The organism is Mesorhizobium sp. BHbdii (genome assembly GCF_053848045.1).
The window spans coordinates 2,577,219-2,602,563 of sequence record NZ_JBSPKX010000001.1; the positions used below are offsets into that span (position 1 = coordinate 2,577,219).

Annotated in this window: 24 protein-coding genes; 10 read left to right on the plus strand and 14 right to left on the minus strand. The window is 63.8% G+C overall.

Annotated elements, in window-relative coordinates; all coding sequences use genetic code 11:
- Window positions 1-53: 53 nt before the first annotated feature.
- Entirely contained in the window at window positions 54-1,415 is a 1,362-nt protein-coding gene (locus ACWTU8_RS12520; RefSeq protein ID WP_455848308.1) for a hypothetical protein, read from the minus strand.
- 311 nt (window positions 1,416-1,726) lie between these two features.
- Between ACWTU8_RS12520 and ACWTU8_RS12525 the strand changes: the two genes are divergently transcribed.
- Both ACWTU8_RS12525 and ACWTU8_RS12530 read left to right on the plus strand, forming a co-directional pair.
- Window positions 1,727-2,269, plus strand: coding sequence for a dihydrofolate reductase family protein (locus tag ACWTU8_RS12525; protein ID WP_455838042.1), 543 nt, complete (start codon window positions 1,727-1,729; stop codon window positions 2,267-2,269).
- Between the two features lie 138 nt (window positions 2,270-2,407).
- Window positions 2,408-3,427: a PQQ-dependent sugar dehydrogenase gene (locus ACWTU8_RS12530; RefSeq protein ID WP_455848309.1), complete on the plus strand. Its 1,020-nt coding sequence runs from the start codon at window positions 2,408-2,410 to the stop codon at window positions 3,425-3,427.
- A 347-nt stretch (window positions 3,428-3,774) separates the two neighbouring features.
- On the opposite strand, the gene ACWTU8_RS12535 is transcribed toward ACWTU8_RS12530, so the two are convergent.
- Window positions 3,775-4,683 (minus strand): LysR family transcriptional regulator, encoded by a 909-nt coding sequence (locus tag ACWTU8_RS12535; protein WP_455848310.1) that lies wholly within the window; start codon window positions 4,681-4,683, stop codon window positions 3,775-3,777.
- Between the two features lie 166 nt (window positions 4,684-4,849).
- On the opposite strand from ACWTU8_RS12535, the gene ACWTU8_RS12540 reads away from it, so the two are divergent.
- Entirely contained in the window at window positions 4,850-5,746 is an 897-nt protein-coding gene (locus ACWTU8_RS12540; RefSeq protein ID WP_455848311.1) for an MBL fold metallo-hydrolase, read from the plus strand.
- Window positions 5,747-5,922: 176 nt separating this feature from the next.
- Here the strand turns inward: ACWTU8_RS12540 and ACWTU8_RS12545 are convergent, their stop codons facing one another.
- Window positions 5,923-6,741, minus strand: coding sequence for a phosphosulfolactate synthase (locus tag ACWTU8_RS12545; RefSeq protein ID WP_455848312.1), 819 nt, complete (start codon window positions 6,739-6,741; stop codon window positions 5,923-5,925).
- Between the two features lie 134 nt (window positions 6,742-6,875).
- On the opposite strand from ACWTU8_RS12545, the gene ACWTU8_RS12550 reads away from it, so the two are divergent.
- Complete coding sequence (locus ACWTU8_RS12550) at window positions 6,876-8,021, plus strand: CapA family protein (RefSeq protein WP_455848313.1); 1,146 nt, start codon at window positions 6,876-6,878, stop codon at window positions 8,019-8,021.
- A 19-nt stretch (window positions 8,022-8,040) separates the two neighbouring features.
- Here ACWTU8_RS12550 and ACWTU8_RS12555 read toward each other — a convergent pair whose 3' ends face one another.
- Together ACWTU8_RS12555 and ACWTU8_RS12560 are read right to left on the minus strand one after the other, a co-directional pair.
- Entirely contained in the window at window positions 8,041-8,448 is a 408-nt protein-coding gene (locus ACWTU8_RS12555) for a c-type cytochrome (protein WP_455848314.1), read from the minus strand.
- A gap of 90 nt (window positions 8,449-8,538) precedes the next feature.
- The gene (locus ACWTU8_RS12560) at window positions 8,539-8,898 is read right to left on the minus strand and encodes a hypothetical protein (protein ID WP_455848315.1); all 360 of its coding nucleotides are present in this window, start codon (window positions 8,896-8,898) and stop codon (window positions 8,539-8,541) included.
- A gap of 356 nt (window positions 8,899-9,254) precedes the next feature.
- Between ACWTU8_RS12560 and ACWTU8_RS12565 the strand changes: the two genes are divergently transcribed.
- The gene (locus ACWTU8_RS12565) at window positions 9,255-10,406 is read left to right on the plus strand and encodes a helix-turn-helix transcriptional regulator (protein WP_455848316.1); all 1,152 of its coding nucleotides are present in this window, start codon (window positions 9,255-9,257) and stop codon (window positions 10,404-10,406) included.
- Between the two features lie 10 nt (window positions 10,407-10,416).
- Here ACWTU8_RS12565 and ACWTU8_RS12570 read toward each other — a convergent pair whose 3' ends face one another.
- On the minus strand, window positions 10,417-11,118 hold the full coding sequence (locus ACWTU8_RS12570) for a response regulator transcription factor (protein ID WP_455848317.1): 702 nt from the start codon (window positions 11,116-11,118) through the stop codon (window positions 10,417-10,419).
- 291 nt (window positions 11,119-11,409) lie between these two features.
- Here ACWTU8_RS12570 and ACWTU8_RS12575 point away from each other — a divergent pair, with 291 nt between their 5' ends.
- Both ACWTU8_RS12575 and ACWTU8_RS12580 read left to right on the plus strand, forming a co-directional pair.
- Complete coding sequence (locus ACWTU8_RS12575; RefSeq protein WP_455848318.1) at window positions 11,410-14,073, plus strand: hybrid sensor histidine kinase/response regulator; 2,664 nt, start codon at window positions 11,410-11,412, stop codon at window positions 14,071-14,073.
- Entirely contained in the window at window positions 14,070-14,783 is a 714-nt protein-coding gene (locus ACWTU8_RS12580; RefSeq protein WP_455848319.1) for a response regulator, read from the plus strand. The genes ACWTU8_RS12575 and ACWTU8_RS12580 overlap by 4 nt, the downstream gene beginning before the upstream one ends.
- Window positions 14,784-14,814: 31 nt before the next feature.
- Here the strand turns inward: ACWTU8_RS12580 and ACWTU8_RS12585 are convergent, their stop codons facing one another.
- Window positions 14,815-15,453, minus strand: coding sequence for a hypothetical protein (locus tag ACWTU8_RS12585; protein WP_455848320.1), 639 nt, complete (start codon window positions 15,451-15,453; stop codon window positions 14,815-14,817).
- A 46-nt stretch (window positions 15,454-15,499) separates the two neighbouring features.
- Window positions 15,500-15,649: a hypothetical protein gene (locus tag ACWTU8_RS12590; RefSeq protein WP_455848321.1), complete on the minus strand. Its 150-nt coding sequence runs from the start codon at window positions 15,647-15,649 to the stop codon at window positions 15,500-15,502.
- Between the two features lie 72 nt (window positions 15,650-15,721).
- Between ACWTU8_RS12590 and ACWTU8_RS12595 the strand changes: the two genes are divergently transcribed.
- Window positions 15,722-16,312 carry a hypothetical protein gene (locus ACWTU8_RS12595; RefSeq protein ID WP_455848322.1) on the plus strand — a complete coding sequence of 197 codons (591 nt, stop codon included), beginning with the start codon at window positions 15,722-15,724 and terminating at the stop codon, window positions 16,310-16,312.
- 114 nt (window positions 16,313-16,426) lie between these two features.
- Window positions 16,427-17,302 (plus strand): ADYC domain-containing protein, encoded by an 876-nt coding sequence (locus ACWTU8_RS12600; protein WP_455848323.1) that lies wholly within the window; start codon window positions 16,427-16,429, stop codon window positions 17,300-17,302.
- Window positions 17,303-17,366: 64 nt separating this feature from the next.
- On the opposite strand, the gene ACWTU8_RS12605 is transcribed toward ACWTU8_RS12600, so the two are convergent.
- From ACWTU8_RS12605 to ACWTU8_RS12625, 5 genes are all read right to left on the minus strand, one after another.
- Window positions 17,367-18,251, minus strand: a complete 885-nt coding sequence (locus ACWTU8_RS12605) for a patatin-like phospholipase family protein (RefSeq protein ID WP_352960111.1) — start codon at window positions 18,249-18,251, stop codon at window positions 17,367-17,369.
- A gap of 20 nt (window positions 18,252-18,271) precedes the next feature.
- Window positions 18,272-19,624: a M16 family metallopeptidase gene (locus ACWTU8_RS12610; protein ID WP_455848324.1), complete on the minus strand. Its 1,353-nt coding sequence runs from the start codon at window positions 19,622-19,624 to the stop codon at window positions 18,272-18,274.
- A gap of 250 nt (window positions 19,625-19,874) precedes the next feature.
- On the minus strand, window positions 19,875-21,233 hold the full coding sequence (locus ACWTU8_RS12615; RefSeq protein WP_455848325.1) for a M16 family metallopeptidase: 1,359 nt from the start codon (window positions 21,231-21,233) through the stop codon (window positions 19,875-19,877).
- Window positions 21,234-21,329: 96 nt separating this feature from the next.
- A complete protein-coding gene (rsmD, locus tag ACWTU8_RS12620) occupies window positions 21,330-21,884 on the minus strand; it encodes a 16S rRNA (guanine(966)-N(2))-methyltransferase RsmD (protein WP_455848326.1) in 555 nt (184 codons plus the stop codon).
- A complete protein-coding gene (locus ACWTU8_RS12625; RefSeq protein WP_455848327.1) occupies window positions 21,865-23,853 on the minus strand; it encodes a pseudouridine synthase in 1,989 nt (662 codons plus the stop codon). The genes rsmD and ACWTU8_RS12625 overlap by 20 nt, the downstream gene beginning before the upstream one ends.
- A 175-nt stretch (window positions 23,854-24,028) precedes the next feature.
- Between ACWTU8_RS12625 and ACWTU8_RS12630 the strand changes: the two genes are divergently transcribed.
- A complete protein-coding gene (locus ACWTU8_RS12630) occupies window positions 24,029-24,481 on the plus strand; it encodes a nucleoside deaminase (protein WP_455848328.1) in 453 nt (150 codons plus the stop codon).
- A 29-nt stretch (window positions 24,482-24,510) separates the two neighbouring features.
- On the opposite strand, the gene ACWTU8_RS12635 is transcribed toward ACWTU8_RS12630, so the two are convergent.
- Window positions 24,511-25,188: a hypothetical protein gene (locus ACWTU8_RS12635; RefSeq protein WP_455848329.1), complete on the minus strand. Its 678-nt coding sequence runs from the start codon at window positions 25,186-25,188 to the stop codon at window positions 24,511-24,513.
- Window positions 25,189-25,345 lie beyond the last annotated feature (157 nt).

A 25,345-nucleotide genomic window follows, 5' to 3' on the forward strand; every position in this document is an offset into this window, starting at 1 on the left:
ATCGGATCGAACGGCTCAATCAGATCGAACGGCACGGGCTGTAGATGCCGCAATCAATCAGACTCCTCAGCCCAATGTACACCTTCGCGCCCTTCGCCCTCGGGTGAAACCAGCATATGTCCTGGCAATGGCCAGCGGGTGCGATGAGATCCGATCTTGTATGGCACCATCGTCTCAGTGATAGCCCAACTCTCATCCTTCCGCGTTGTTGCCTCAGGAACGAAGTAGTTCCCATAGACCCATCGTAGACGCGACTTGCTTGGTTCGAAAGAGCGAGCCTCAAAAGTATTGAAAATGTGGCGTGCGAGATCAACATTCGCGCCAGCATAGGTTTCTACGCCAATATGAATCACGCCCGGCCGATCGGATGGCAGCTGTCCCTCGGCATTCGCGAGAACACTACGGAAATGCCGCGCCTTTTGGCGAATAGCTGCTCTCGACCGGCTTCGCCAACTGACGACACTTGCTTGGTAGACAGCTTCTGCATACGAGGGTCTTGATGGAGCTGGCCGCCACTTCGCAGCCATGCTGTGATCTGCCTCGTGGATATAGTAACCAACCAAGAGTTCGATCATCCGGCTAGCACCGAAGTATACGTCGTCCTTAGCTAGCACCTTTCGCGCTAGTGACCAGCTGACAGGTTTGATGCGCCCTGTGGCGAATTCATCGTCCCAAGTTCTCGAAACTCTCTTCTCAATAGCCCCTCGTGCATGCGCGAGAAGATAATCTTCGGGTACGTCAGCAAGCTCGATCTTGTAATTCACCTCGACCACAACAGATACGCCCGTTTCTAGTGAAATGGCATGGATCGGATCGGCCAACTTCATGCCGCGCAGCTTTTCCCGCGCCGCGTACGGCGACGGTGCGAGCCGCTTGCATTCCACCGCCCACCGACTCTTTGGCCGAAAAACGTGCAGGTCCGGAGTTCGTCCACGCCCCGGGGTTTCCTTTACAAACTCCACTCGCTCCCATCCGCCCCGCTGGTACGCTAGCGCGACGAGCAACTCAAATATGCCGCCATCAGGCTGGCGTCGTTCTGCCAGCATTGTGCGAGCCGCTCGTTCCTCAACGTCTTTCACTCTCAGCAAGAGCGGGAGCTCCTTTCCAATTCGGGTGAGAAAGGGAACGACCCGCATCACACCTTCCGGGCTCCAGTAGGCGCGGTCAGTAGCAAAGGTTTCCGCCTGAAGGATGTACCAAGCCATCGTATCTGCCGGATCGTAGAGGGGCGTCAGCACACCGTCACGCATGCGCTCTCGCGACGCTGCGAGGTAGGCCTTCACGGCGTCAATTCGACGTTCCATGTCCCTGCTCGGCACAAAGGACTTGAGCCAGGCAACAGCGAGCATCAATTCTTCGTCGCGCCAGTCCTGACCGATGCGGGGCGCGGTCCAATCCGGATCGATCAGCTTCATCCAAGCACAATTCGTTTGAGTTGGCAGGGGTGCGAAACGTTGGCTACAAATACCTATCCGAGTGCAAAAAGATTCGCCATTCGAGCGGAGTTGTCGCTATTGGAGCGAAGTGCCATGTTGGCATGTGCTCGCATGATCTGCCTCTGGCACTATGAATCAATTGCAATCACCAATTGGCGCCAGGCACGAGGTCGATGATTCGAAGCTCGTGCCTGACATCGGCCAAAAACAACAAAGCGCTGCGCCATTTTTCTCACGTAGCGTGTCGCATCAGCCCCGCGCCATCCGTCCTCCGCCAAAAGGAGAGCGCCATGAGAAAACTCATCGTCACCGAATTCATCAGCGTCGATGGCATCGCCGAGGTCGAGAAGCTGCCTGGCGTGACCTGGAACGATGAGATGAACAGGTTCAAGGAGGACGAGCTTGCCGACAGCGGCGCCATGCTTTTGGGGCGCACGACCTATGAGATCTTCGCCGGCTCCTGGCCCAAGGAAACCGGAGACTTCGCCGACCGGTTCAACGCGCTGCCGAAATATGTCGCGTCGACCAGCTTGAAGGCGCTCGACTGGAAGCCGGCCGATCTGCTGAAGGGCGCCTTGCCGGATGCGGTCAGGGAACTGAAGCAAGGCAACGGCGGCAACATCTATGTGCATGGCAGCCTCAGCGTGGCGCAGGAGTTGCTGCGCCATGGTCTGGTGGACCGCGTCAGGCTGCTCAGTTATCCCGGCGCCGTCGGCCAGGGCAAGCCGCTGTTCCCGCCCGGCGAGCCAGTGCCGCTCGAGCTCATTTCGGCCACGCCATTCAGCAACGGCGTGGTTGCGCTTGAGTATGCGCCGGTAATAGCGAGGTCGTAATACGCTTTACCGCTCCTCGCCCCTCCCCGTTTCACCCCATCTGCTGCTCAGCCGCAACGAGGCCTGGGCTCCGGCTTGAAACGAGAACAAGCCGCCCCAATTCCCTCCAGCAAGTCAGCTTGTATTCGGAGGGCGCCCATGGACGTTTTTTCCCCTAAGGCCGGGTTCCTTTCCGCTAGAATTGGGCTTCTCGCTCTCGTCTCGGTCGCGGCGGCCGCCTCTGGCGTGGCTCTCGCCCCCGGACCCGCGCGGGCTGAGGTTCTCGCCCGCGTTCCCGCCGCGCGCGAAATGGCGGTCTGCGGCAACGTACTGTTCGTCGGAACCAAACGTTCTTCGGTCTACGCGGTGCCGGTGTCCGGCGGCCGCGCCTGGCGGGTCGCCTCCGGATTCTCCGCTCCGAATGGAGTCGCATGCTCACGCGGTCGTTTGTTCGTAGCTTCGAGCGACCGCGTGACCGCGTTCGACATCGGGCCGGGGGGCGCTCTGAGCGGCAGGCGCGACATTCGCCGAGGGCTGCCGAATTCGGGAGCCCACAGTCTTCGCTATATTGCCGTCGGCCCCGATTCCCGGCTCTATGTCTCGTTCGGATCGCCTTGCAACATTTGTTTGCCGCGTGGACTGCAAAGCATGATCGTCAGCATGAACCAGGACGGGTCCGATCTTCGACGCGTCGCCTGGGGCGTTCGCAATTCGGTCGGCTTCGACTGGCGCGGCGGCACCATGTTCTTCACTGACAACGGCGCCGACCGAATGGGCGACGATATCCCGCCGGATGAGCTGAACGCGCTTCGGCCGGGCGGCTTTTATGGCTTTCCCTACTTCGGAGGCCGAATTCGGCTTAAAGGGTTCCGGGACGCACGGCCGCCCGCGCAGCAGATTCCGCCCGTCTTCGAATTTCAAGCGCATGTCGCAACCCTCGGAATCCATTTCTTCCGCAGCCTCGGCGGCGACGCTCTAGTCGCCGAGCACGGCAGTTGGAACAGGTCAGTTCCAGTCGGACGTCAGGTCGTGCGCGTGCGCTTCAAGGGCGGCCGGCCCGTCTCGGCGACGACTTTCCTCAGAGGCGTCGGTCGGCCCGTGGATGTCAAGGAAGCGCCGGACGGTTCCGTGCTCGTATCCGACGACGCCGGAGGCGCGATTCACATCTTCAGGCGATGACGTTTCCTTTCAGGCGAAGCGCCTAGGGTTGGCGGATTGGTTTGGCGGTTGAGCGCTTCGAAGTGGTTGGCGGGACAGCGCCCCCTCTGGCCTGCCGGCCATCTCCCCCACTTGGGGGGAGATCGGCTGTTCGGGTCTTGGCGCTCATCCTGCAACACTGGTGATCGGCGAAGGCGCGGATGACGGCCAATCTCCCCCCTTGAGGGGTTGATGCCGGGCAGGGTAGAGGGGGTCGGTTCGACCGGGCCCGGCCTCCTCTCTTGCGACAGTGGAGGTTGGCGCATTACGCTAGACGACCCCCTCTGGCCTGCCGGCCATCTCCCCCTCAAGGGGGGAGATCGGCAGCTTCAGCCTCCTCGCCCCTGCCCGACCGGCCCCATCTCCTGCTCGGCCGCGACCAGCATCTCGACAAACCTCGTCACCTTGGGCGGCCGAAAACGCGCGGCGGGGTAGACTGTGTAGATGCCTCCGGAGGGCAGCCGCCACTCGGGCAGGATGTGGACGAGCCGCCCTGCGGCCAGTTCATTCCGCACCAAAAAATCCGGCAGCACCGACAGGCCGGCGCCGGCGCGGACGGCCGCCAGCACTGCCGGCGTCGCGTCGATTGCGATCGTTGCCTGCATGGGCACGGTTTGCACGGCGTCGCCGCGCGAAAATTGCCATAGCAGCGGTTCGCGCAGCGCCATGTTGGCGACGAAGGGCAGCCCGGCCAAGTCTTGCGGTTCGCCGGCCTTAAAGCTCCCTGCGAACTCGGCGCCGCACACCATGAATTGCCCAAATGTGCCGATCCGCCGCGCCTGCAGGCTGGAATCGGCCAGCCAGCCGACGCGGATCGCCACGTCCATTCCACCGGACGCCAGGTCGATGGTCTCGTCGCCCAGCGTCAGTTCCACCCGACAGGCGGGATGGCGCGCGCTGAAGGCGGCGACCACCGGCACCACCGCCGACGTGCCGTAGTCGTTGGGCGCCGCGATCCTGAGCGTGCCGGTCGGCTCGGCGGCCGCCTGCGCGAACTCGTCGAAGGCATCCTCGGCCTGCTGCAGGACGTTTAGGCAGCGGGCATGGAATGTCCGGCCGGCCTCGGTCGGATGGACGCGCCGCGTCGTGCGGATCAGCAGCGTCGTTCCGACATCGCGCTCCAGCCGCGCCACCTGCTGGCTGACGACCGCCTTGGTGATGCCCAGCCGCTCGGCAGCTCGGGTGAACGAGCCGGCGTCGACCGGCGCGGCGAAATAGGCCAGCCGGTTCAGGTTCATGCGTGGTTCATGGCAGGGGCGATCCTATTGTCAGGCAATGGCATACATTACGTCTATTTTGTTGGCCTTCAATACGCATTCCGGCTTTGCCATCTTCCGGACATCGAGGCTGCGTGGGGGAGATGCGCCCGCCTCGCCCGAATTCCGCATCTCCCAGGAGACATCCATGTTCACACGGAGAGCCATCATGAAAACCACCCTCGCCGCCGGCGCCGCCGCCGTCTTCGCTCCCGCCGGGCTTGGCCATGCCGCCGCAGGGCTTTCCTGGAAGCATTTTCCGGCCGGCGAAAACGGCTTCTTTCGCGCCCCCGTGCTGATCACCGGCGCCTCCGAGGCGCTGCTGATCGACGGCGGTTTCACCTATTCCGACGGCCGCGCCGTGGCCGAGGCGATCAAGGCGACCGGCAAGACGCTCACCACCATCTATGTCAGCCAGTCCGACCCGGACTATTATTTCGGCCTCAAGGCCATCAAGGAGGTTTTTCCGCAGGCACGGGTGATAGCCGCTGCCGAGACGGTGGCCGCCATCAATGGCAGCGTCGACAAGAAAATCGCCGTCTGGGGGCCGCAGCTCAAGGAGAACGGCCCGCAGGCGCTCGCCGATGTCGTCATCCCCGAAGTCTTCGACGGCAAGGCGCTCACCGTCGATAGCGAGACCATCGAGATCGTCGACGCGGAAGGCCTTGCCAACCGGCGCTATCTCTCGGTGCCGTCGCTGAATGCGGTGTTCGGCGGGGTGATGATTTTTGCGGGCGTGCATGTCTGGACCGCCGACACGTCGAGCAAGGAACAGCGCGCCGCCTGGCTCGCCAATCTCGAAAAGATTGTTGCCGCCAAGCCTGAAATCGTCGTGCCCGGCCACATGACGCCGCAGGCCGCCACCGACCTTTCGGGCGTCGAGCACACCAAATCCTATCTCATCGCGTTCGAGGAAGAGCTGGCCAAGGCCAAGGACGCGGCCGCGCTCAAGGGCGCCATGGAGGCCCGCTTCCCCGGCCTCGGCATGGGCGTTGCGCTCGACATCGGCTCCAAGGTCGCCACCGGCGAGATGAAGTGGGGCTGAGGGCACGACCTGGGTTCCCCGCCCCCACCGAAAGGTGGGGGAGAGGTGGCCGCGAAGCGGCCGGAGAGAGGGCTTTCGTAAGGCGCAGTCCCCTCTCCGTCTCGGCTTCGCCGAGCCACCTCTCCCCACTTTCGTGGGGCGAGGAACCCAAGCTGGAACGAGGCCGCTCAGCCCTCTCACCCAATATTCTGAATCCGCCCCCAGGTGCTCTTGGTTCCCCAGATGCCGGAGCGTAGCGCTTCGAGCTGCACGATCTGGCTGTGGTCGACGAACAGATTGACCTCGTTGCCGTAGTTCTTGATGTACCATTCGAAGACCGCCGGGTCAGCGGCCTCGAACATCACCTTCTCCAGGCCGAGCTCGTTGATTATGCGGGCTACCATTTCGGTGCGCCAGGACGTGACGTTTTCGGTGATCCCTTCACTCTCGATCATGATGATGTCGGCACCGGCGTCGAGGGCGCGCCTGGCCTGCGCGACCAGCCAGCCGGCATCCCTGGTGCCTTCGGCTTCGAGCTCCCTGGCCGATGCGTCGCCACCGGCCCCGAACTGGATGCCCAGTTCCGGCTTGGCTTTTAGCCCGGCCTTTTTCACCGTTTCGATCAGGCGCAGCAGCGCTTCCGTCGGCAGGCTGATGAAGCCGGTCGAGATCTCGATCACGTCGAACCCGAGCGCCTTGGCTTCCTCGATGTAGCGGTCGACGGCGTCCGGGCCGAAGCGGAGGACATTCTCGATCCAGCCGCCGGTCGACACATAGGCATCGTGATCGTGCGCCAGCCTGTTGATCGATTTCACCGCTTCCGGCGGCATCAGGGCGAATGATCCGCCGGCAAACTTGATGCCGTCGATCCAGTTGCCCATGGTTTCCAGGAGGTCGGCCAAATGGCGCGGCCCATAGGCGCTGTAATAGGGTCCGCGAATCTCGGTCAGGCCGGTTTTGCGCGGCTTGGGAGAGCGTGCGGCGCGCGGGATGAAGGAGAAGGCTGGGTCGGTCATTTCTGGCCTCGGCTGTCGGTTCTCCTTGGTTAACTCGGTTCTCCTGCGTTAACGACTGGGCGCGCGATCCGATCCGCGCAACTTGGGCTGGAACCCTTGGCGTCACGGGGTGTTGGCGGGGAAGGAGGTCTGGGATGCCGCAGATCGCGAACAATGCCGCCGCAGGACCTGAACGGCCTGTCCGAAGCAGCGCAAAGCTGTTCCTGTGCGGCGACGTCATGCTCGGGCGCGGGATCGACCAGATCCTCGCCAATCCGGGTGATCCGCACCTGTACGAGCGCCACGTCAGGTCCGCGACGACCTATGTCGAGCTTGCCGAACGCACCAATGGCCCGATCCCGGGAAAGGTCGACGATGCGTATGTCTGGGGCGATGCACTCGCCGAACTGGACCGTGAAGCTCCCGACGCGCGGATCATCAACCTCGAGACCAGCATTACCACCAGCCTGTCTTTGGCGCCCAAGGGCATCAATTACAAAATGAACCCCGCAAACATCGGCTGCCTGGCGGCGGCGCGGGTAAGCTGTTGCGTGCTCGCCAACAACCATGTGCTCGACTGGGATGAGCCCGGCCTCGTCGAAACCCTCGATACGCTCCGGCATGCCGGCCTCGCCTATGCCGGGGCCGGGCTTGACGCGGATGAGGCGGCGGCGCCTGCCGTAATCGAACTGGCCGGCGGAGGCCGCGTGCTCGCCTTCGGCTTCGCGCTCGAGACGAGCGGCGTTCCGGCTTCATGGGCAGCCGGAACCTACAAGCCAGGGGTCAACCTGCTGGCGGATGTCTCGGCCCGCTCGCTCGCGCAGATCGCCCGATCCGTGGAGGCCGTAAAACAGCCTGGCGACCTCGCGGTGGCCTCGATCCACTGGGGCGGCAACTGGGGCTACGAAGTCCCCACGGAAGAACGAGCGCTTGCCCATGCTCTCATCGATGTTGCAGGTTTCGACGTCGTGCATGGGCACTCCTCCCACCATCCCAAGCCGATCGAAATCCATGACGGCCGGCTGATCCTTTATGGATGCGGCGACTTCCTCACCGACTATGAGGGAATCACAGGCTACAAGATCTTTCGCGGTGGGCTTGCGCTGATGTACCTGCCGCGGCTCGCGATGCCTGAGGGCAGGCTTCTTTCGCTCGAGTTGGTGCCGTTCGAGCTCCGCAAATTCCGGCTAAACCGCGCCTCGCCCGAAGATGTCGCCTGGCTCGCGGCCGTGCTTGAGCGAGAGAGTTCGCCCTTCGGCACTCATGTGGCGCTCGATAACCGTCTCACTGTCCTTTGGTGAAGCTGGCAGCCTGCGATATCTAGCGTTCAAGCCGCTCAGGCCGTCCTCGGCCAAGCGCACCGTCGGCGCGGGCCTGCAGATAGGCGTAGATGTCGTCGATGTAAGGAGCGACGTTGGGGTCGTCGGCGAAGCCCTTCATCACTGAAGGGCCGCTGCGCACGCCGTCGCGAACGCTGCGCCGGAAGACCTCGATGCCGGGCAGCCGGTCGACAAGGGCCGAGGCGAACGTCGAGCCCATGCCGTCGGGACCATGGCAGTGATTGCAGCTGCCATGGTAGCGACGGAAGCCATTATAAGTCCGCGCATCGACCTTGCCGCCGACAATTTCGTAGAACTTGCCCGAGGCCAGCTCGGCTTGCGAAGACGCGCCGAAGCCGGCGGCGACGGTAAAGACGGCGACAGACGGGAGGACGAGCCACAGGGGCATCGTCTGTCGCCCACGTTGCAGGCTCATCCAGCGCCGTCGCAACGCGCATGCCCCCGGATCACTCGACCTTGGATCACTCGACGGCGGTCATCAGTCGACGGCGGGCTTCGGAGAAGAAACCACGATGCCGTCTATCGGTTGTGGGCTGACGACAAGCTTGCCGCCGACACGGGATATCTTGATGATCTGGTCCGACTCTCCCAGCTTGCCCGGCACGGAGACCGCGACTATCTGGTTCTCGGTCAGTGTCGCCACGAAACGCACGGGCAAGCCAGCCTCGCCCTGCGCGATTGTGGTGACCACCCGATAGCCGTCCTCCTGAGGCGTATAATAGACGACACCAAGGAAGCCGGCGAGATCGATGCTTTCAGCCTTCATGGCTCCAAGCTCGTCGGCATGCGCGGGCATCGCCGCCGTGCAGAGTGCTGCAAAAGCAATGTATCTGTACATAATGCTGCTCCATCCCGAATTGTCCGGGTCGAGCCCGGCTTAACGTTTCAGCAATAGGCGGTCGCGCGCCGTGATAGTCGGCGCACGCAGGCAGAATTCTTGATTAATCCCCCCGGCTGCATCACAGTAGCGAAGGCCCGCGAGCCAGGAACGCGCTGAACCGCACTGGTGTCACAGCTAAGTGTGACCTTGTCTTCTGGGGCGCGAGTATTTCACCGCCCGGGTGCTTGCGCATCCCCTGTTTGGGGGAGATAATCAGAATTTAAGCGATCGCTAACATTTGGAGAGGCGAGAGCACCTGTGAGAGCGCGCTGCTTTCCGCGTCGGACGCGCTGTCGACATGCGGGGGGCCGTCGATGGCCAAGGCATTGTCGCATCATGATCTGTCGAAGCTGATCGGCTCAATCTACGATTGCGCACTCAACCCGGGGCGATGGGAACACGCGCTGGCTGGGATCAGGGATGCGCTCGATGCCCAGACTGCGGTCCTGCACCTTGACGACCTCGCCAACGACCGGCTGCTGATCTACAGGACCGTGGGAATAGAGCCATACTGGCTGGAGCAACAGGCGAAATATATCCCCGAGATCCACGCCCGGCTGCTCGAGGATCTCTCGACATGGCCTTCGCTCGATGTGCCGCATTTGGTCTCGCGTCATATCCCTCAGACCTACCTGGAGACCTCCCGATATTTTCAGGAGTGGCTGAAGCCGCAAGGCCTGATCGACGTCATGTCGTTCTTCCTGATCCACAGCCCTACCCGTCTTGCCGGCTTCGCCGTTGCCCGACACAAGCGGCAAGGCATTATCACCGAGCGCGAAATCAAGCTTGGCAGACTGTTGCTGCCGCACGTGCGCCGTTCGGTGATAATCAGCAACATGCTGGACATCGGCACTGTCGAGCGCGCAGGAATGGCCGAGGCGCTCGATGCGCTCACATGCGCCGTGGTCCTCACCAATGAACGTGGCGCCGTCCTGCACGCCAACCGCTCGGCCAAGCACATGCTGCAGAGCGGCGGCCCGATCCAGGATGTCCGGGGCATTCTGCAAGCGAAGATCCCGTCGGCTTCCAGGGAACTTCACAGCGCCATCATGCTTGCGGCTCAGGATGAGGTCAGCATCGGCAAGACAGGGCTTGCCGTCCTCCTCACCGAATCCGGCCTGCCGCCCGTCTTCGCCCGCGTGCTGCCGATGGCCGGCGGCGACCTGCGCGCCGGCATGGAACCCGCGGCGGTAGCCGCGGTGTTCATCGGCAATGCACCGGACGAGCATGACGCCGCCGGAATGCTGGCGAGAGCCTTTGGGCTTACGCTGGCCGAAACCCGTGTGCTCGCCAGCCTTGTGGCCGGGCACACCCTGGCCGAGACCGCCGCCAGCCTTCATATTGCCAACGCGACCGCCAAGACGCATCTCGACAATATCTTCCAGAAGACCGGCGCCTCCCGTCAGGCCGACCTGATGCGCCTTGTCATGCAGATCGTTCCACCCGCGGGGCAGCCTGGTCCCTGATCACACTCATTCACCGTCTTGGATACAGGTATCCCACACCGCGGATCGTCTTGATCAGTTCCGGCTTGGCCGCGTCCTTTTCGAGCCGGCGGCGCAGCCGGGTGATGCGGCTGTCGATGCTGCGATCGAACGGCTCGTCGCCCCTGGGCGGCGCCAGATCGAGCAATTCGTCGCGACCAATGACCTGGCCGGCCCGGGTGGCGAAGGCCGCCACCAGATCGAGCTCCATCGGCGTCAGCGGAATGGCCACGCCGTCGGCGTCGACGAGGTTTCTCGCGCGGGCCTCGAACACATAGGTTCCGAAGGCGAAATGCCCGGCCGGCAAAGCGTCGGCATCGTTCGACCCCTTCGGCCTGCGCCGGCGCAGCACCGCGGCGATCCGCGCTTCCAGCTCGACCGGTGCAAAGGGCTTTGCCAGATAGTCGTCGGCACCGATCTCGAGGCCCGCCACCTTGTCGAACACCGAATCGGCACCGGTCAGCATCAGGATGCCGGTGTCGTGATGTTCGCGCAGCCAGCGGGCCAGGCTAAAGCCGTTCTCGCCCGGCATGTTGAGGTCGAGAACGACAAGATCGGCCTTCGCCGACGCGATCGCCTCGCGCAATTCGGCGCCGCCGGATGCCATGCGAATGCGGTAGCCTTTCGCCTGCAAATAGTCAGCGATCATGAACGCCACGTCGGTCTCGTCGTCCACGATAATGATGTCGGCCATGCGTTCCCCCGCGGCGAGCGACGGCGCAAACCTACATGGCGCATTCACCCCGGGTCAATCGCAGGGCAACCTCATCTGCTGGCGATTTCGGGCGGGTTCGACACAATTGAAACAATAGAAGCCGGGAAATCGGTCGTACGGCATCATCGTGAAACATCCCCACGGTTATGTTCAACGACGTCGGGCAGAAGGCCGGGCAGGCCGGCTTGACAGGCCGTGGGCCGTTCAGTCCACTGGCCGCACGGGAACAGCAACCGTCGTGACGGCGCATCCGTCTGTGGAGACCTCGCCGTGCCGACCTCCTCGAAGCTGTCCAGGCATTACGCGTTGTTGATGGCAGCCTGCGTTCTGCCGCTGCTCGTGCTTGTCGTCGGCATCGGCGTCTACCAGTCCTACGCCCAGCAACAGTCGTTTATTCCTTATGCGGTCATTTTGATCGGGTCGCTTGTCTGCGTATATGCTTTGAACAGAGTGCTTCTGAGGGAGATCGTCGATCCTGCGATCTCGCTCGTCGACCATGTGCGCTCCGGCGCCGTCGGCGAGCCCACCGACAACCGCGGGGCCGCCCTCAAAAGCTCGGCGCTTTGGCAGCCCTGGATCGACATGGCCTCAAGCATCTTCGCCGAAAACCGCGCTGCCTTGCGCGAACTGGCCGACAGCGAACAGCGCTACCGCAATGTAGTCGAGGCACAGACGGAATATATCATCCGGGTTGCGCCGGATGGGCGCATGAGCTTCGCCAATGACGCGTATTGCCGCCTTGTCGGCAAGACACGCGAAGAGTTGCTGAGCCCGGACTGGCACTATTTCAACTCGTTTTCCGCCGATTTCGGCAGCTTCGACGAAATCATCGGTCGAGTGACCCCGGAACGGCCCGTTTGCGAAGTGGAAGAGACCGGCGCCCTGTACGATGGGCGCGAGATCCACATCCATTGGACCGATCGCGGCATCTTCGACGACAGCGGCAAGCTCATCGAAATACAGTCGATCGGACGCGACATAGCCGAGCAGAAACTCGCCCGTCAGGCACTCGAGGCCAGCGAGCAGCGCTACCGCAGCGTGGTCGAGCTGCAGACAGAATTCGTCGTCCGGATGTCGCCGGAGGGTCATTTGAGCTTCGTCAACGACGCCTATTGCCGGGCGTGCCGAATGACCCGCGAACAGCTTCTCGACCCGTCGTGGTGCGAACTCGATGTGCTGCCGCCCGACGAAAGGCGCAGGTTTTTGGACCATCTTGCCCGCCTCACTCCGCAAGCGCCGGATGCCAGCATGGAACTTCTCAATGCGATGCCGGATGGCTCGCGCCGATGGCTCGCCTGGAACGATCATGGCATTTTCGACAGCGACGGGCGCCTTGTCGAAGTGCAGTCCGTCGGCCGCGATATCTCCGACCGCGTCCTGGCCGAGCAAGCCAGATTGGAAGCCGAGAAGCTGTTGGCCGAAAGAGAGGCGCAGTTTCGCGCCGTGGCCGAAGGCGTGCCGCTGCCGATCATCATCTCGGCAATCGAAGGGCCCGAAATCCTGTTCGTCAACGAACCGGCGCGCAAGACGCTCGGCATCGAAGTCGGCCAGATCGGAGCCGAAGCGACGGCGACCTGGGAAGATCTCTCGCGGCGAGACGATCTGCTGCGTCTTTTGCTGAGAGACGGAATCGTCGACGCATTTGAAGCCGCCATGACCAATATGCAAGGCTCAAGAATCGATACGCTGGTTTCGGCGCGCCTGATCACGCAGGCCGGTCGTTCGGCCATGCTTGCGGCCGTGACCGACATCACGCGACAGCGCGAAGCCGAGGCGGAGATCGCACGCCAGCGCGAGACGCTGTACCAGTCGGAAAAACTCTCCGCTCTCGGTTCGTTGCTCGCCGGCGTGGCGCATGAACTCAACAATCCGCTGTCCGTGGTCATCGGCTACAGTTCGATGCTGAAGGAATTCTCGACGGACGAGGCGACCGTGGGGCGCGCCGACAAGATCCACACGGCGGCCGAGCGATGCTCGCGGATCGTCCGCACCTTTCTGGCGATGGCCCGCAAGAAGCCGCCGACACGGGGAGCCGTCGACATCAATGAAGTCGTCGTCGCTTCGCTGGAACTGGCCGCCTACAGCCTGCGCTCGGCCGGGATCGAGATCCGCACCGAACTGGCGGAACCGCTTCCCAATATCTGGGGCGACAGGGACCAGCTTCATCAGGTGGTCACCAACCTGGTGGTCAACGCGCAGCAGGCTTTGCTGCAGGTTCCGCACCCGCGGCAGCTGACCATTGTCACCACCGGGGAAAACGATGTCGTCGAGGTCGTTGTCGCCGACAATGGTCCAGGCATGCCGGAGACGGTCCGCGCGCGTGCTTTTGAGCCTTTTTACACGACCAAATTGGCCGGCGAAGGCACCGGGGTCGGGCTATCGGTCTGCCAGGGCATCGTGACGGCGCACGACGGCAGCATAAAGCTGGATTCGACGCAGGGCGGCGGTGCACGGTTCACGGTCCGGCTTCCGAGCGGTCGAGCCGAGACGGTTGCTCCGCCCGAAGCTGCAGGCAGGATACCGCCTGCGCCCTCGGCCGCACGAATTCTGGTGGTCGACGATGATTCCGACATCGCCTCGATGATCGCCGAGATGCTGCGCCGCGATGGCCACGACGTCACCATCGCCGACGACGCGAATGCCGCCCTCAAGGCTGTGCGTGAGGATGGAACAGACCTTTTGATCAGCGACATACGCATGCCTGGCCTCGACGGCCCCGGCCTCTACCGCGCGCTGGAACAATTGCGTCCGGGACTCGCCAGCCGGCTGCTGTTCGTGACCGGCGACACGCTGGCACCCGAGATCGATCGCTTCATCGGCGAGACCGGCGCGCCGGTCATCGAGAAGCCGCTCGATCCGCAGACCTTTCGCAGGCTCGTGATGGAACGCCTAAGGGCGATGGAGACCGGCGCAATGGAAGAGGCCGAAACGTGACAAAACAGAAATTGCTCATCGTCGATGACGAAGCGCCGTTGCGCGAGATGCTGTCGGACTACCTGCTCATGCACGGCTTCGATGTCCGATCCGTTGCGGATGGAGCGGGAATGCACACCGAACTCGACCGCTTTGGCCCCGATCTGGTCGTTCTCGATGTCAATCTTGTCGGCGAAAGCGGCTATGACCTTGCCCGCGAAATTGCCAAGCAGAGCCGCGCCGGCATCCTGATGCTGACCGCCGTCGGTGACCTGCCGCATCGGCTGGAAGGTCTTGCCGCCGGCGCCGACGACTATATGGCCAAGCCGTTCGAGCCACGCGAACTTCTGGCGCGTGTCAGGAGCGTCATCCGGCGCCTGGGCGAAGAAGAGCGGATGCCGGAAAACCGCATCCGTTTCGGCGGCTGCATCCTCGATATGGACGGCCGCACCATGGTGGATCCGGACGGCGTCGACGTGCAGTTGACTTCCATGGAATTCGACCTGCTATGCGTCTTCGCGCGCCATCCCCGGCAGATATTGTCGCGCGACCAGCTGTGCAGGCTGGCCCACAACCGCGACCTCGAGCCGGGCGACCGGAGCATCGACATCCGCATTACCCGACTGCGCAAGAAGTTCGAGACCGAACCCGATGCGCCGGTGGTCCTGGTGACGGTTCGCGGCGAAGGCTATGTCTACGAGCCTGCCCAAGCTGAGGCGCGGCGCCGCTAGAGCGTATGCTCCGGAATGGGTCACAGCACGTTCACGGCCGAGCCCCGCGCGGCTGGCCCGCGCGCCTGCGAAACTCCCTTCGCAGGCTTCGAACGGCGTCGCGGACCACAGGAATGGTCCAGCGCGCGGTCATCGTCGCGATCAGCAGACCGGCAACCGGATCGATGAAGCGGGCTATCATCGTGCCTTCCCAGATCATGGCTGTTGCGAGCGATGCCGCGATCAGCAGGTTCGATGAGAGCTTATCCGAGAACAGACAGATTTGCGCGCGTGCCAGCGCGGAGGCGGCAAGCGCATTGCGCGCTTTCCAGCGGCTCAGGATCCACAAATTGACCACTGCGTAGGTCAGGTTCAGACCCATGGCGAGAACGACGCCTTGGCCATGGGGTTCGATACCGCCGGCCGCGATCCGCTGGACCGCGATGCTGGCGACGACAGCCATTGAAAGGCACATGCCCAGCGCAGCGAACGCATTGGCGAGCGTCTCAGCCAAGGCCGTCTGACGCTTGCGGCCGGTGCCCTCGTTGTTGCGGCCGCCAGTCACGATCGCGACGGTGGCCAGCACCAGCATGTCCATCAGCGTCAGTGCGAGATCGGCGCGAATGGTCAGCGACGTGGACGTCGCCGCCGCATATGCCGTCAGCAGCAGGCCCGGAGTGCCGGCCAGCACCGCCAGACGTGCCGTGCGGGCAGCCGTCGCCTCGCCAATCGATCGGTCAGTGGTTTTTCGCAAAGGTTGCATCGCCAGAAATCTCCTCGTTTCTGGCGTCACCGATGACGCAGGGATGTTGCGCGGATTTGCCGAATTGCCGGCTAAAGGTTTCCTTTGTGTCGCCGCGCCGGGCGCACGCCGCGATTGTCGTCATTTGAGGGGATGCAGACGCGGGGCGTCATGCCCGCCCGCATCACGACGAGGCGGACGTTCGCTCGTCGAGTGCATGACCCGCCAGACCGCAACAATTGAAACAATGCGGACCGAATTCGGCATTCGTCCGAAACAGTCGGGAGCGAGAAGCCGCCCCATGGAGCGAACCCGACGGGACGGCTCCGCTGAAACGAAAAAGGAAATCGAAATGAATCGCTTCAAAACTTATATGGCTGCTGCCTCGGCACTGGCCTGCTTCGTCGCACCGGCCAGCGCCGAGTGGCCCGTCGGCGGGAACGGCAAATCGCTGAACGGCCTGCGGCTCAATTCGTTGACCAGCAACTCGCTGACCAGCAATTCACTGACCAGCAACGGCCTCGGCGTCTATGCACTCAACGGAGTGCAAGCTGACGGCATCGTCCTGGTGAAAAGCCTCGCTAAGGCCGGCGGCTCCATCATCGACCCGAACGACCGCTCCGTCATCGACCCGAACTTCCGTTCAATCGTTGACCCGAACGTTCGTGGTTTGCCGGCTGTGCAGAAGGGCAATGTCCGGTCATCGACCGCCAGTAAGAAAAGCAACGGCCTTCCGTCCGGCCAGCACGGCACTGGCAACGGCGCCGGGACCAACCATGATCGGCCGACCCCCTCGCCGAGGCGCTAGGCCTTACTTGTCAACGGAACGGACGGCCTCGCGCCCTCCGTTCTGCGTCAAACGATACAGCTACGAAACGCGCCGGTCTTTGGCCGCGCTTCACCCGATCCCCGCTCGCAAGACGTGCTTTCAGGAGCCAACAATGTCACGCCTCGCCTTGCCCATATCGGCCGCCGCGCATTGGTCGCCGTCGCCGCAGCCATTTCCAGCATGGCAGCGGTGCCTCTCGCAGAGGCCGGGACCGGGCAAGCGATCAGCTCGATCTCCGTTGTCGGCACAAGGTTCGAGGTGTCGATGGGAGACGGTCGCGTTGTTCCTCAAGCGGATCTCGTCGGCGCCGTTCTGACGATTGGCGATGGACAAAACCAGGTGCCGCTGCGCATCGACGCGGTCGAGATCGATCCGAGGAATCCGGATGGCGGAATCATGCTCTACGCCATGTCCAGCCGCGACGCGGCTAGCGGTTCATGGCGTAACATTTGCGAACCGGACATCGAGGGCCGGCGCATGGGCTTTCCGCTCGCCGGCACCTGGACACAGGACGGCCGCCATTTGCCGTCCGACACTGCGTTCAGCATTACCTGCACCGGCGGCGCGCAGGCGAAATGCGTGCGCTTCGGATATCGGCCCTGGGAAAAGTCGCCGGATGGCACACCGCTGTGGGATCATCATCAGGCATGCACCCGTATGATCCGCGCCGATTATTGCGGCGATGGCGTCGGCCATACCCGCAACGGAACGCCGATCGTGATCTACGATCGCAAGGGCATTCAACAGGACGAGGCCGCGCCTGATATGTCGTTCGAGGCGGCTTGGGGTGCCGACGGCGCGCTTTGCGTCAGCCACACCAGAATACCCGACGTGCTCTCGATGGAGGGGCTGGCTGCGATCTGCCCGGATGTGCGGCAACAGCCGCGAACAGCGTGCGAAACCCATGCCGGGGCGCTGATCCTCAACCGTTCAATCGACCTGCGAATGGTTCAGGCGGCAGCGGAATAATTATATCGCGAAAGGGTCTGCTGGGCTTATCGCAGTGCGCTCGTTCGATTGAGGCCACCAAACGTCAGACTTTCCGCGCCACGCCCCCCACCTGCTTGGTGCGCTTGCCCGTGTCGACCTTGGCCCGCGCCTCCACCGCCTTCTCGATCTCCCGCTTCAGCTCATCTTTGATATCAGCCGTTTCGGCCATCAAGGCGTCGATCTTCATGAAATCGAGCACGCGGTATTTCGACACCGCCGGCCTGACCAGTATGTCCGGCTGGCATTGCCTCAGCTTGGCGGCGATGATCGACTGCATCATCAATTGCGTGGCGCCGAACATCAGGTCGACGGAGGTCGGGTATTTGCGCCCGCCTTTGGTCGGCGCGCCAACGACGTCGACGGCGATGATAATATCGGCGTCGTGCTCGATCAGATCGAACGGCACCGGATTGTAGATGCCGCCGTCGATCAGCAGCCTGCCGTCGCGCATCACCGGGCGGAATACCGCGGGAATAGCCGCAGAGGCGGCAAGCGCCGAATGCAGGTCGCCGTCGCTAAGCACGGCGAGCTTATGGCCGAAGAAATCCGTCGCCGTCACCTTCAGCGGTATTTTCAGCTCAGCGAAGCTTTCGGGTATGGCGTCGGGCATGAATGCCTTGAGGATGCGCTCGACATTGAACTGGGTGACACGCAGCCCGCCCTGCAGCGCCTCGGCAAAGGTGCCTGGCCGCGCCCGCCACATGCGCGCCGCCACCTCGGCGCGGCGGCCGAGGATCGAGCGCATATAGTCGTGAATGTCGCTGCCGGCCATGCCCGAAGCCATGCCGGCGCCCATGATGGCGCCGATCGATGAGCCTGATATCGCGACCGGCCTGATACCCAGCTCGTCCAGCGCCTCGATGACATGGATGTGCGCCAGCCCGCGCGCGCCGCCGCCGCCGAAGGCGATGCCGAAGCTCGGGCTCATTACTTGCCCCCCATTTGGGCTCATTCCTCCTTGGCCTCGCCGTGCTTTGGCCCGACGATCATGATGGCCGGCTCGGCGGAGAGCAGTTTTTTCGCCGCCGCCTTGACCTGATCCAGCGTCACCGCGTTGATGAGGGCGGCGCGGCGCTGCATGTAGTCGATGCCGAGCTTGTCGAGCTGCAGTTCGAGCAGCGTCGCGGCGATGGCGCCGGAGGAGTTCAGATTGTTGATGGCATAGGCCCCGATCAAGTATTTCTTGGTCGCCGCCAGTTCCGCTTCGGTCGGCCCCTCCTCGGCCATGCGCTTCACCACGTCGCGCACGACGGCCAAGGTCTCCGCCGCCCGGTCCGCGCGGGTCGCCGTGGTGATGGCCAGGGCGTTGGCGTGCTGGTGGTCGACCAAGTCGGAGCTGGCGCTGTAGGCCAGGCCGCGTTTTTCGCGCACCTCTTCAAACAGCCGCGAGGTGAAGGCGCTGCCGCCGAGGATCTCGTTCATCAGAACCGCGGCGAAGAAATCCGGCGCACTCCGCTTGACGCCGGGATAGGCGAGTTGCAGCGACGTCTGGGGCTGGTCGTAATTGACCTCGAGCTGCTGGTTGAGTTTCGGATCGACATCGGCGACGGGCGCTAGCGCCTGGTGTTGCGGCAGGCCGCCGAAGACCATATCGAGCTTTTTCTTCAACGTCTCGGCATCGATGGCACCGACCACCGCCACATGCAGACCATCGCGAGCGAAGTTCGCCTTGTGAAAGGCGATGAGATCGTCCGGCGTGATCGTGGCGATGCTTTGCCTGGTGCCCTGGTCGGGCCGCGCATAGGGATGGGTGCCGTATAGTGCCTCCAGCCATTTGCGCTGGGCGAGCGTGTCGGGGTCAAGCTCGTTGGCGATGATGCCGGACAGCACTTGCGCGCGGATGCGGTCGATTGGCGCCTGGTCGAAACGCGGCTCTGTGACCGCCAGCCGCAACAGGTCGAACGCCGCGTCGCGCTGCTCGGCCAACATGCGCATCGAGCCGTAGGTGCCGTCGCGCGCCGCCTCGAAGCTCATCTCGGCACCGACGTCGTCCAGCTTTATCTGGAAGGCCTCGCTGTCAAGATCGCCGGCGCCCTCGTCGAACAGGCCGCTCATCAGATTGGTAAGCCCTTCCTTCCCAGCGGGATCCTGCGTCGTGCCGCCGTCGAAGACGAAGCGGATGGCGACCAACGGCACGGAATAGTCCTCCACCAGCCAGGCGGTGATGCCCGTTGGCGACGTCACCTCCTCGATGCTCATGGCCGCGCGAGCGGTGAGTGACGGCAGGATGAGGAAGAATAGGGAGAGGAGCAGGGTGAATAGAGGGGTGGCGGCACGCTTCAGGACAGTCGCTTCGGACAAATGGTAGCTTCCAACTAATGTTCGAGACGAATAGCTGTCGGTGTCAGCGCCGCCCCTCATTGCCCTGCCGGGCACTTCTCCCCGTATCGTGACGGGGAGAAGGGGCCTGGCCGCAACCCCAGCGCTGTTTCTGCAACGCTGGTGGTTGGCGAAACCGCCGACGAGAGCGCCCCTCTCCCCGTCACTATACGCGGAGAGGATGCCGGCAGGCAGGTGAGGTGCAGCGCCAACGTTCAAGTTCCTCATCAAATCAATTCCCCGCCTGTGTCTGCGGCAAGAGATAGCCTGATGTCGAATGGTTGAGATTGAGATAGCGAGCTGCAACGTCCCTGACTTCGTCGGCGGTGACCCTGCGGATGCGGCCCGGCCATTCCTCGACATCCCTGACGCTGCCGCCGGTGGCGAGCGTCGCGCCGTAGATGTTGGCCATCGAATCCTGCTTGTCGCGGGCGAAAATCATCGAGCGGACGAAACGATCCTTGGCCTTCTCCAGCTCGCCTGAGGTGACGCCGTCCTTGGCGATGCGGGCGACCTCGGCCTCGACCGCCGCCTGGACATCGGCCAGCTTGGCATCGCCGCGCGGCGCGCCATAGACGGTGAAGTTGGTGGCATCGAGCATGGTGCCCTGGAAGAAGGCGCCGGCCTCGGCGGCGATGCCCTGCTTGACGACAAGCTGCTGGTGGAGCCGGCTGCGGCTACCGCCGCCGAGGATCTCCGCCAGCAAGTCCAGCGCTTCCGCTTCGCCCGGCTTTGCAGTGTGATAGGAGGGAACCGCCCATTGCGTCGAAAAGTTCGGCACACTGACACGCGCGTCAGTGAGCGTCACCGTGCGCCTGGTGTTCTGCTCGGGTTCGACCGGACGGATGCGCGGCGGCAGGTCTGGACCACGCGCAATCTTGCCATACGTCTTTTCGGCCAGCGCCTTGACCACCTCCGGCTCGACATCGCCGGCCACCACCAGCACGGCGTTGTTGGGCGTGTAATATTTGTCGTAGAAAGCCTTGGCGTCGGCGCGGTTCAGCTTCTCCATCTCCTGCATCCAGCCGATCACCGGAATGCGATAGGGCTGGTTCTGCCACAGCGTGGCGTCGACCTCCTCGCCGAGCACCGCCTGCGGATTGCTGTCGATGCGCGAGCGGCGTTCCTCCAGGATCACGTCGCGCTCGGTGGCGATGACATTGTCGTTGAGGATGAGGTTGCGCATGCGATCAGCCTCGAAATCCATCATCTGCTCGAGCGCCTGCGGCACCACCGTCTCGTAAAACGCGGTGTAGTCATAGGAGGTGAAAGCGTTGTTCGAACCCCCGATCGCGGAGACGGCGCGGTCGAACGCGCCGGCCGCGTGATTGGTCGTCGCCTTGAACATCAGATGCTCGAAGAAATGGGCGATGCCGGACTTGCCGGGCGGCTCATCCGCGCTGCCGATCTTGTACCACACCATATGGGTGACGATCGGCGCCCGGTGATCGGGAATGACGACAACCTCCATGCCGTTGTCGAGCAGGAAATTCGTTACCTTGCCGTCGTTGTTGTCGGCCAGCACCGGGCCGGTCATCACGAGAGCCAGCGCCAAGAGCGTTCCGCGCAGCCATTCAGCGTGAGGTGTCATCAATGGCTCCGGTTGTCATGGGCGGGACGATAGGCGGGGATGGCGATACGGGCAAAGTGATTTGTTCGTCATTTTCGCGCGCAAAGGAGGCCGAACTCAGGCGGCTTCGATGAAGCGGATAACCGTCTCGCCATAGCTGCGCTCGTCGACAACCGAAAAGCCCGGCCCTGCCTCGAACGGCGCCGCTGCCGCCTCCTCGACGACGCAGAGCGCGCCGGGGGCGAGCCAGCCGCCGGCCTTGGCCGAGCGCAAGGCACGCTCACCCAGTCCCTTGCCATAGGGCGGGTCGGCGAACACCAGGCCGAACGCGGCGATCGTGCCCGCGTCGCCCAGGGCCGTAGCGTCGCGACGAAATATCTTGGTACGCCCGGTGAGGCCGAAGGCCTCGACATTGGTGCGGATCAGGCCGCGCCCTTCCGCCGATTCTTCGATGAAGACGCCATTAGATGCGCCGCGTGACAGCGCCTCGAGTCCGAGCGCGCCGGTGCCGGCGAACAGGTCGAGCACGCGCGCGCCGATCAGCCTGTCGGGGAAGCGATGCGCCAGCACGTTGAAGACAGCCTCGCGGGTGCGGTCGGTGGTCGGACGGATGGCGCTTGAGCGGGGCGTCGCCAGCGGACGCCCGCGAAACTCACCGCCGACGATCCGCATTGCCTCCCCTTGATCCCTTGGGGCCGCTGCGCGGCCGGTCGCCGCCTTTGCCGCTATCACTGCTGCCGGAATATGGGCGTTCGCCATGCGGCTTGCCGAACGGCTTTGCCCCTCCGGGTTTGGCCGGCTTGCCGTAAGACGGCTTGAACGAGGCCTTGCGTTCCTTGGCTTCGGCCGCCTTGGCGGCATCGGCGTCCGCCCTGCCCTTGCCGATCGGCCGCGCGCCCGGCGCCATCCAGACATTGGCCTTGCGCTGGCCCGGCGGCTCGATCGGACGCTGCTCGCGTTCGGACTTTTTCCCGCCGCCCGGTTTTCCGCCAAAGCCGGCCGGCCCGCTACGTTCAGATTTGGGGCCGCGATCGCCAAAGCCGCCGCGTTCAGGCCCGCTGCGTTCAGATTTTGGGCCACGCTCACCAAAGCTCTTTTCCGGCCCAAAGCTTCTGCCGGGACTTGTCGACAGCTTGCCCAGCGCCTCATCGCGGCTGCCTTCGCGCCGTTTGCGGTTCTTGATCAATCCGCCTTCGCCGATCGGGCGGCGTTCGCCGTCGCGGGTGAATTTCGGCCGCTCAGGTTCCTCTTCTCGCACCGCTTCGCGCCGCACCGGCCTGTTGGAAAACGGCTTGGTGATGTCGGCGTCGAAATTGGCGCCGGACTCCTCGACCAGGCGTTCGCCGAGCTGGTCGCGCAGCACCCGGCCCTTGATCTCCAGCACATGGCCCTCCGGCAGGTCGTCGAGCTGGAACGGTCCGTAGGAAATGCGGATCAGTCGCGTCACGTCGAGGCCAAGCGAGCCCAGTATGTTCCTGACTTCGCGGTTCTTGCCTTCGCGCAGGCCGAGCGTCAGCCAGGCGTTGGTGCCTTGCTCGCGGTCGAGCGTCGCCTCGATGGCGCCATAAAAGACGCCGTCAACGGCAATGCCTTCGCGCAAGCCGGCGAGCGCACTTTCCTCGACCTTGCCGTGGACGCGCACGCGGTAGCGCCTGAGCCAGCCGGTCGCCGGCAGTTCGAGCACGCGCGCCAGTCCGCCATCATTGGTGAGCAGCAGCAGGCCTTCGGTGTTGATGTCGAGCCGGCCGATAGTCATCAGCCGCGGCAGCTCGGCCGGCAGCACGTCGAAGACGGTCTTGCGGCCCTCGGGATCACGGTTGGTGGTGACGACGCCGGCCGGCTTGTGGAACAGGAACAGCCGGGTGCGCTCGATCGGCGGGATCTCCATGCCGTCGAGATGGATGATGTCGCCAGGCATAACATTGAAGGCGGGCGAGGACAGCACCCTTCCATTGACCTTGACGCGGCCGGCCGCGATCAGCTCCTCGGCATCGCGGCGCGAGGCAAGGCCGGCGCGGGCCAGCCGCTTGGCAATGCGCTCACCAGCCTCTTCCGTCGCTTCGGCGGGACGCGGGCGAGGCTTGAAGCCGCCGGCCGATGCCCCTTGGTGCCGATCACCGGCAAAATCGCGCTTGGGGCGATCACTGAAGTCTCCCTTGGGACGGTCGAAGCGCCTTTCGCCGCGCTCGCCTGCGGCAGCTGCCGGCCGGTCACCGCGTGGCGCATACGGTTTTCGAGGCCCCTCGCGCTTTTCATAAGGTTTGCCTTCAGGGCGCGGCCCCTTGCCGAACGGCCGGTCGCCACTTTTGAAGTCGCGCTTCGGCCGCTCGCCGTCAGCCGCGATCGGGCGGTCGCCGCGCGGGGCGTATGGCTTGCGCGGCCCCTCACGCTTTTCATAGGGCTTGCCTTCAGGCCGCGGCCCCTTGCTGATCGGCCGGTCGCCGCTTTTGAAGTCACGCTTCGGCCGCTCGCCGCCAGCCGCCATCGGTCGATCGCCGCGCGGCGCGTACGGCTTTTTCGCGCCGAAGGACGGCTTACCGCCCTTGCCTGCAGCGGTATCACGACCCCGCGGGCCCGACGGTTTCGGGCCGTTCTTGCGGGGACCCTTTTGGCGCGGGAATTTCTTGTCTTTGTCGTCCATGTGGCTTTTGCTCGTTTGCACTACAGCGCCGCGCGTCCGTACGGACGCGCAAAGGACGCTGTAGGACTTTGATTTGGCGCATGATCCTTCCGAAACCGATTCCGGTTTTCGGGGTCATGCGCTAGATAACAGGATCACGCCGGAGTAGCGAGGAGATAATAGGAATGGAAACCGCTTGAAGCGGCCGGATTTCATGGCGCTGGCGCTGAAGGAGGCCGAAGCCGCCGCCTTGCGCGGCGAAGTGCCGGTCGGCGCGGTCATCGCCAGCGGCGATATGGTCGTTGCCAGTGCCGGCAACCGCACCCGCGAGCTTTCCGACCCCACCGCCCATGCCGAGATGCTGGCGATCCGCGAGGCCTGCCGCAAGCTGTCGAGCGAGCGGCTCACCGGCCATGATCTCTATGTGACGCTGGAGCCCTGCGGCATGTGCGCCGGCGCCATTTCCTTCGCCAGGTTGCGCCGGCTCTATTTCGGCGCCGCCGACGAGAAGGGCGGCGCCGTGGTCAACGGCGTGCGCTTCTTCGCCTCACCGACGTGCCACCATGTGCCAGACATCTATCCAGGCATGGCCGAAAGCGACGCGGCGCTGCTCCTGAAGGATTTTTTCAGAGAGCGACGCGAACCGTAGCGTCGCCGGATTTCCCTGGCGCCGGCAGCTTACCACGGCAGCCAGTCGAACATGCCGCCGCTCTTGTTCTTGGCGGCCGCTTCCTTCTTGAGGCGGCGTGCTTTCTTGTATTCGTCCTCGCCGAGGTCGTCCACCGGCGCAGTGGCGGCAGCGGCGCGGTATTGCACCGGCGGCTCGCTCAGATATCTGCGGGTGTTCGGATCACCCTGCTTGGCTTCGGCGAGGCGGCGCTTGACCTCGGCGGCGCGGCCCTTGTCCGAATCCGCGGGCGTCCAGGCCGGCGGATGACTGGAAGCCGACTGCGCCATCGCAGTCTTGACCGCCGACGGATCAGTCTGGACGTCATCGACGATCTGCGCCTGGTAGTCCGGATCGTCCTGATGGAGCGTCGCCTCGGCGCGCAGGCGAGCGCGGCGTTGCTCGGGCGATTCCGGCCAATCGGCGCTTGCCGTCGCGATGCTGTCCTGCGGCGGCGGCAGTTCCTTCTGACCCGGCGCCGGCTTCACCAGTTCGGGGCGCGGCTTGTAGTCGATCTTTTCCTTGTTCTTCGGCATGACTGTGAAAGCGCTGGTGAGATCGCCGGCAAGCTGGGCGGAGGCGGTCTTGTCAGTCCCGTAGGTCGGCGAGCCCATGCAGCCGGACAGGGCCAAGCCGGATACGACAAGCGGCGCCAGCAGCGCAACGCGCGCGCAAGTTCTTTCGGTCATGGCAAAAAGTCCCACTCTAGCAGCCTCTCGATCGCCACCGGCCAAAGGCCCGGTCCCCCATCGCCTATGCTTCCGACGGAAATCCGGCGACAATTTGTCGGCCGGAGTTTCGCGTGTTTACCTCAACCACTCGTTAAGGGCAACGAGCGGGGGCTGA

What these genes read in the sequence shown, in the direction of transcription:
- ACWTU8_RS12520 (WP_455848308.1), bottom strand. Translation starts at nt 1,415, where the DNA reads ATGAAGCTGATCGATCCGGATTGGACCGCGCCCCGCATCGGTCAGGAC.
- ACWTU8_RS12525 (WP_455838042.1), top strand. Translation starts at nt 1,727, where the DNA reads ATGAGAAAACTCATCGTCACCGAATTCATCAGCGTCGATGGCATCGCC.
- ACWTU8_RS12530 (WP_455848309.1), top strand. Translation starts at nt 2,408, where the DNA reads ATGGACGTTTTTTCCCCTAAGGCCGGGTTCCTTTCCGCTAGAATTGGG.
- ACWTU8_RS12535 (WP_455848310.1), bottom strand. Translation starts at nt 4,683, where the DNA reads ATGAACCTGAACCGGCTGGCCTATTTCGCCGCGCCGGTCGACGCCGGC.
- ACWTU8_RS12540 (WP_455848311.1), top strand. Translation starts at nt 4,850, where the DNA reads ATGTTCACACGGAGAGCCATCATGAAAACCACCCTCGCCGCCGGCGCC.
- ACWTU8_RS12545 (WP_455848312.1), bottom strand. Translation starts at nt 6,741, where the DNA reads ATGACCGACCCAGCCTTCTCCTTCATCCCGCGCGCCGCACGCTCTCCC.
- ACWTU8_RS12550 (WP_455848313.1), top strand. Translation starts at nt 6,876, where the DNA reads ATGCCGCAGATCGCGAACAATGCCGCCGCAGGACCTGAACGGCCTGTC.
- ACWTU8_RS12555 (WP_455848314.1), bottom strand. Translation starts at nt 8,448, where the DNA reads ATGCCCCTGTGGCTCGTCCTCCCGTCTGTCGCCGTCTTTACCGTCGCC.
- ACWTU8_RS12560 (WP_455848315.1), bottom strand. Translation starts at nt 8,898, where the DNA reads ATGTACAGATACATTGCTTTTGCAGCACTCTGCACGGCGGCGATGCCC.
- ACWTU8_RS12565 (WP_455848316.1), top strand. Translation starts at nt 9,255, where the DNA reads ATGGCCAAGGCATTGTCGCATCATGATCTGTCGAAGCTGATCGGCTCA.
- ACWTU8_RS12570 (WP_455848317.1), bottom strand. Translation starts at nt 11,118, where the DNA reads ATGGCCGACATCATTATCGTGGACGACGAGACCGACGTGGCGTTCATG.
- ACWTU8_RS12590 (WP_455848321.1), bottom strand. Translation starts at nt 15,649, where the DNA reads ATGACGACAATCGCGGCGTGCGCCCGGCGCGGCGACACAAAGGAAACC.
- ACWTU8_RS12595 (WP_455848322.1), top strand. Translation starts at nt 15,722, where the DNA reads ATGACCCGCCAGACCGCAACAATTGAAACAATGCGGACCGAATTCGGC.
- ACWTU8_RS12605 (WP_352960111.1), bottom strand. Translation starts at nt 18,251, where the DNA reads ATGAGCCCGAGCTTCGGCATCGCCTTCGGCGGCGGCGGCGCGCGCGGG.
- ACWTU8_RS12615 (WP_455848325.1), bottom strand. Translation starts at nt 21,233, where the DNA reads ATGACACCTCACGCTGAATGGCTGCGCGGAACGCTCTTGGCGCTGGCT.
- rsmD (WP_455848326.1), bottom strand. Translation starts at nt 21,884, where the DNA reads ATGCGGATCGTCGGCGGTGAGTTTCGCGGGCGTCCGCTGGCGACGCCC.
- ACWTU8_RS12625 (WP_455848327.1), bottom strand. Translation starts at nt 23,853, where the DNA reads ATGGACGACAAAGACAAGAAATTCCCGCGCCAAAAGGGTCCCCGCAAG.
- ACWTU8_RS12635 (WP_455848329.1), bottom strand. Translation starts at nt 25,188, where the DNA reads ATGACCGAAAGAACTTGCGCGCGCGTTGCGCTGCTGGCGCCGCTTGTC.